Here is a 6,116-nt window from a genome sequence, read left to right as displayed (position 1 = left end):
CCCTAAAAGGAAGAGGATTGAATAAAAGGAAAATAAATTCATTGTTTCTCCTTTAAAGAAGAGGCTTTAAACCTTAATGATTCGGTAAGCAGAACTAAACTTTATCGCGAATTAAGTAGACATGATATAATGGACGAGTAAAAATACATGGTTAATCTTGATTGTAGGAGGACTTTTTTCAATTCTACAAAATAGAAGATAATTTGATTTAAAATTGGTATTATTAGTTTGTAAGATCATGTCCGGATAATTAGTTATAAAAAAACTTTCTCCTTCTTCTCCTATTATTCTTTCTTCCCTCTTGACTCCTGACTCCTGACTCCTGACTCCGACCTAGTTATTTATTTATCACTGTTCAACCGGACATGATATAAGATCGAGAAAAGAAGATTCTATAAAGTTTTATCTAGAAACTTTGGAGTTTTGTGAATTTATTATAGATACTTAGAGCAAATACTTATGAATCAGGAAAAACCACCTTTAGACCCTCATCCTTTAAGCGAATATGTAGCGTGGGCAGGAGCGCGTAATCGCGAACCAATCTTAAATGTTTTAAAAGAAAAATTGCCTAAAGAAGCAGGTTTTATTCTAGAAATTGCTAGTGGTAGTGGAATGCATATTAATTATTTTGCACCTCATTTTAAGCACTTATCTTTTCAACCATCAGAGCAAGATACTGAAGTTTTTGATAATATCAAAGGTATCTCACAAGAACTTGGCAACGACAATGTTTATGAGCCTTTATATATTGATTTAACTCAACCTGAAACTTGGTTGAATTTAGACACAAAGAATTCCTATTCTGCTATTTTCTGCATAAATATTTTCCAAGTTGCACCAATTTCTATTGCTGATGGCATGATGGAGTGTGCTGCACAGTTACTCAATGAAAATGGGTTTTTACTGATTTATGGTCCGTTTAAAGTTGATGGGACATTTAATAGTGAATCAAACAAAGAGTTTAATGCAACTTTAAATTCAACAGGAGTTCCTGAATGGGGATTAAAAGATATTGCTGATTTGAAAAAAGCAGCAGAAAACTATGACTTAGAACTCCAAGAGAAAATTGATATGCCCTCTAATAATTTTTCTTTGATATTTGCTAGGAAGTCATAAATCTGACACGATCAGAAAAGATAACCGTAATTTTTGGTTGAATTTTCTACATATTTTGAGCAAAAGATATCTACACAAAATAATGTAGAGACCTTCTATGGAAGGTCTCTAAAAATGTTTCAGAAAACATTTCTTGCCTAGCTTAAATTAAAATTATTTAAGCTTCAGCTACAGCAACATTAGCTTCTTGAACTACAGGATAAACGCTAACTTTTTTCCGACTTTTACCTTTTCTTTCAAAAGTTACAACACCTTCAACTAAAGCAAATAAAGTATAGTCACTACCGACACCAACATTATTGCCTGCATGGAATTTGCTGCCACGTTGTCTCACAAGAATATTACCTGCTTTGACAACTTGACCACCATAGCGTTTAACACCTAATCTCTGGGCGTTAGAGTCACGACCGTTACGGGTACTACCAGTACCTTTTTTATGGGCCATAATTTCCTCCGAATTTTACTATTTATAATAACTGCTGTAACTATTCTGCCTGATTTTCTGGTTTTTCTTCAGATGCAGTTTCAACTTCTACTGTAGTCTCTGTTTCTACAGAACTACTCACTTCTGTGGGTTCAGTTGGAGTTTCAGTAACGGTCTCAGTTGATACTGGGGTTACTTCTGTAGCCGAAGTTTGAGGTTCTGCTACTGGAGATTTTTTTTCCGATGCTAATACTTTGCCATTGAGACTTATGGAGTCAATCATTAGACGGGTAAGTTCTTGGCGATGTCCTCTTTTTTTACGAGTCTTCTTTTTAGGTCGCATTTTGTAGACAATAATCTTTTTGCCCCGCAAATGTCTCATAACCGTGCCTTCTACAAGGGCACCTTCTACAAGAGGTTGACCAATATGAACATCACCATCATGTTGAACTAGAAGCACATTCTCAAGGGAAATTTGCTCTCCCTCTTCTGCGGCTAGAAGTTCGATATCATAAAAGCGACCTGGTTCTACTCTTAGTTGTTTTCCGCCTGTTTCAATAATTGCGTAACTCATTAATCTGTGTTATGGGGTTGCCGTACAGGTAGCTGGTTCTGAAACTCATACCTTGAGTGGTAATTTCGTTACTTGAGATAGGCAAACGCCTTTCTTGCTTTACCAGCTTTTACTATGTCCGAACCTGGTCCGAGCAGGATTTAGACACACAATCAGCTATTATCTCTGATAACGTTGGTTTTTGTCAAGTAAAAGTTCTGAAAAGCAATAGGGACTAAATTCTCTGTCATTCCCCATTCTTCCTGACTCCTGAGGACTGACTCCTACCCTCACACTCAATACTTATTCAGCAAGCCCTAATTTCGAGATATTCTGACTTCTGAGGACTGACTCCTATGCCAAAAGCACAGATACTTATAATTTATAGCAAATAGGTTCTATAAACTTGAAACTTTTTATTTTTTATTTTTGACTTTTGACTTTTGACTTAATTAGGCATTAACAACATCTCCAACAGTTTTACCTTCAAGTATACTCACTGCCCCGTCTAACAACTTATCTTCTATATATGGTTTAGTGAAATAACCCTTAGCTCCTAACTCAAAAGCCATTTCCATGTGTTTTTTTGCACCGCGAGATGTCAACATTGCCACAGGTAATATACTCAAATTAGAATCTTTTTGCATCCGAGATAATAACTCAAAACCATCCATCCGAGGCATTTCAATATCACAGAACACCAAATCACAAACTAAACCACCACGCAGTTTTTCCCAAGCATCCTTACCATCTCTTGCTTGTTCAACCCGATAACCAGCTTTACTAAATGTCATTGATAACAACTCACGCACTGTAATTGAGTCATCCACAATTAATACTGTTAACTCAGTCTTCTTCGGTACAGGTATAGGTTCTGGAGTGATGATATCAGGCATAATCCTTTGTTCTCTTATTCTTCCTGTTGCTAGATCGATCAACTCAAGAATATCTGCTATCGCCACAATTTTACCATCCCCTAAAACAGTTGCACCTGCAATACCTACAGGTTTAGGTACAGGACCTTCTAATTGCTTAATTACAATTTCCTGTTGTTCTAAAACCTGATCGACTTGCACCGCTAAAAATATACCTACTGAAGCAGAACGCAAAACCACAATTGAAATCATATCCTCTTCAGCATTTATACCATAAACATTACCTCGACGGAGATGACGATTATATACCAGTAACTCTCGCAAGTGACGGAAAGGCAACTTTGCACCGCGCCATTCTATGTAATTCTGCCCATCTTCTACTATTTTCACTTCATCCTTACCAACTTTCACCATATCTTCTACCCCATCCATAGGGAAAGCAATCTTAGAGCGATCGCTAATACAACACAATGCTTTCGAGATACTTAAAGTCAGCGGTAAGCGAATTGTAAATGTTGTACCCTTGCCAATAGTCGAATCAATAGTAATAGTACCTCGAATCTCAGTCAAATTCTTCTTCACCACACCTAACCCTACTCCACGACCTGACAACAGATCAACCTTTTCGTTTGTACTAAAACCATCCTCTAAGAGTAACTTATAAACATCATCCAGGTTAGACATTCCCTGAGCTTGCTTCTGAGTAATCACCTTTTTTTCAACTGCTTTCTTCTTCACTTTTTCCGGATCTATTCCCGCCCCATCATCTGCAACCGAAATTACCGTCTGATTTCCTTGGTGAAAAGCACGAATTGTGATCCGACCCTGGCGAGACTTACCTGCACTTAGACGTTCTTGGGGTGTTTCAATTCCATGAGCTATAGCATTATTCATTAGATGTTTCATCGGGTCAGAAAGCTTATCCTGAATCATTTTGTCAATCAAAGTTTCTTTCCCTTCTACCTGTAATTCTACCTCTTTACCAAACTCTATTGAATTGTCTCGCAGAGCACGAGGTAACATTTGTACCGTTTGAGAAAAAGGTATCATCCTCGACCTTGTGAACCCTTCTTGCAGTTGAGTTGTCACCTGTCGTAGTTGACGAGTTACTTGTTCTGCATCATCAACCAAAAATTCTATATCAGAGGCAGACTCTCGTACTCTAACAATATATTCGATAGTTTCCTGAGCTAATAAGTGGAAAGGAGTAAAGTTTTCTACCCGATCGAGATCGAGAGAGTCATCAAACTTTCTTTTTCCAGAGTTGCCTTCGTTTTCTGTATCTGGTATATGAGAGGTATTAGAACGATGTCCATGACGACTATCCCAAATTGCTCTTTCTAGAAGAGTTTTTTCATATAAGTCGTGCATTCTTTGTCCAGCATCACTTAGTAGCATTACCTGATGGAGTAGGTTATCTAGGAACTGACGCATTCGTTCCTGACCTTGTTCTAAACTATTACGATTAACTACCAGTTCACCTACCAAGTTACTCAGATTATCTAGTTGTTTTGCAGGTACTTTAATTGTTTGTTCTAGAGGGCGAGATTTTCGGCGAGGAGCATTAGTAGTAGAAACTACTTTTGATTTCTTTGATTTAGAGGTATCTATATCAGAATTTTCTACAGATTTCTCTTCCTCACTGGTATCTTCTGGTTCTTCTGACTCGTTCGTTATACTTACTGATATTTCCTGTGTAGGATTTTTCTCTACGACTACCGTATTTACTTTAGATGTCGAGTTTATTTCTTCACCATTTAATAGTCCTTCTAGTTGTACAAAAACATTATAATTTTCAGATTTTTCCCCCTTCAGTATTGCTTCTAAGGCAATAAATTCATAATCTTCTATTTTTGTCTGGTTATTAGTAACTATTAATTGTTCACTTTCTTCTGTCTCTATAACTTTTCGGANATCTAAATCTAAATCTAAATCTAATGTTTCATCTGTATCTTGATTAAATCCATTGTTATCTTTTGGCTCTTCTAATGTAGGCCATAAGTCTTCTAAATCTGCGGAAGTTTCATCATTTTCTTGAATCTTGTCATTACTTTCAACTGTATTTTCTGCAGATAGGTTAGTAAAGTCTATACTTTCAGCATCTAATAAACTATTCAAATCATTATTATCGTTTTGTGTCAAATCTTGCCAGTCTAACTGCTCCACATTTATTAAATCTTGTGAGTTTGAAGAGTCTACATCTTCTCGATCAAATAGTTCCTCCAGACTAGATGTCAAATCTTCTGATTCTACTGGTATTTCTTCTAAATCTTCAAACAGTGCTTCTAAGTCCGAGCCTCTAGAAGTTAAATCATTTGTAGTGTTCGTGTTGAGCTGAGATTTTTCTGTTTTTGTCTCACTTTTTATTTCTTGCTCTACATCTTGAATTGCTAATAGATCGCTCAAGTCTAATTCATCTAACTGGGAATTTTCCGCTTTATTCTGGGGAGTATAGTTAATGTTGGCTTGAGAAATATTTGCTTCTAAATCCATGCCCAACTCCCAGTCAATTTCTGAGTCATTCACATCATCTAATTCTGATAAATCTCCATTATTTAAGTCCCCAAAGAGGTCAGTTAAATCCGGTGTAGTTTTTCTTTGATTATTGTTCTCTTGTTCTGAATTAGTATTTTGTATTTTAGACTTACTATTTTTCTGTAGTTCATTTTCTCCAGTTCCATCAAACAAATCCGAGAAGTCTTCATTTGCTGGAGTCACAAAATCCCATTCATTTTTGTTTTGAAATTCTGGTAATTTTGCCGCCTCATTAACATCAAACAATAAGTCAGACAAGTCTCCAGAATCATCACTATCAATTTTAGATATTTTTACTGGATCTGCTTCTGATTTTCCTCGATCTAGTATTTCTTCTTCTTCCCAACTAGAATCTAAATCTGGTGTTTCCCCTTCAAATAAATCCGCTAAACTATTTAGTTCTGATGCTCCTACTTCTGGACCTTTTTTTTCTTTTTCTACTATTAAGTTATAATTACCATTATCTACATCTGTACTTTCTAAGCTATTGAACCAGTCATCTATAGACTTTTCGGGATCATTTTCCCAAGTCCGTATTAATCAAAAAAAAGCAGGGTTTGGGGGAGGTGTGACGCGATACAGCCGTACCCACTTGCCATTAGCTCCCCACACG

At 36.5% G+C, this 6,116-nt stretch carries 4 protein-coding genes and 1 pseudogene; 1 reads left to right on the top strand and 4 read right to left on the bottom strand.

What is annotated here, in order from left to right:
* Window positions 1-459: 459 nt before the first annotated feature.
* Window positions 460-1,116, top strand: coding sequence for a DUF938 domain-containing protein (locus AFK68_RS14850; RefSeq protein WP_094673474.1), 657 nt, complete (start codon window positions 460-462; stop codon window positions 1,114-1,116).
* 157 nt (window positions 1,117-1,273) lie between these two features.
* On the opposite strand, the gene rpmA is transcribed toward AFK68_RS14850, so the two are convergent.
* The 4 genes and pseudogenes from rpmA to AFK68_RS38960 all read right to left on the bottom strand — a co-directional run.
* Window positions 1,274-1,561, bottom strand: a complete 288-nt coding sequence (gene rpmA / locus AFK68_RS14845; protein ID WP_094673473.1) for a 50S ribosomal protein L27 — start codon at window positions 1,559-1,561, stop codon at window positions 1,274-1,276.
* Window positions 1,562-1,706: 145 nt separating this feature from the next.
* Window positions 1,707-2,114 (bottom strand): annotated as a pseudogene (rplU, locus tag AFK68_RS14840) (50S ribosomal protein L21); the annotation flags it as partial.
* 431 nt (window positions 2,115-2,545) lie between these two features.
* Window positions 2,546-4,495 carry a hybrid sensor histidine kinase/response regulator gene (locus AFK68_RS14835; protein WP_256386566.1) on the bottom strand — a complete coding sequence of 650 codons (1,950 nt, stop codon included), beginning with the start codon at window positions 4,493-4,495 and terminating at the stop codon, window positions 2,546-2,548.
* Between the two features lie 387 nt (window positions 4,496-4,882).
* On the bottom strand, window positions 4,883-5,761 hold an 879-nt coding region (locus tag AFK68_RS38960; protein ID WP_210407412.1), incomplete at its 3' end, for a hypothetical protein.
* Between the last annotated feature and the right edge of the window lie 355 nt (window positions 5,762-6,116).

Origin of the sequence: Hydrocoleum sp. CS-953 (genome assembly GCF_002260545.1) — a bacterium.
Lineage (GTDB): Bacteria > Cyanobacteriota > Cyanobacteriia > Cyanobacteriales > Microcoleaceae > Trichodesmium.
This window is presented reverse-complemented; position numbering and strand designations above follow the sequence as displayed.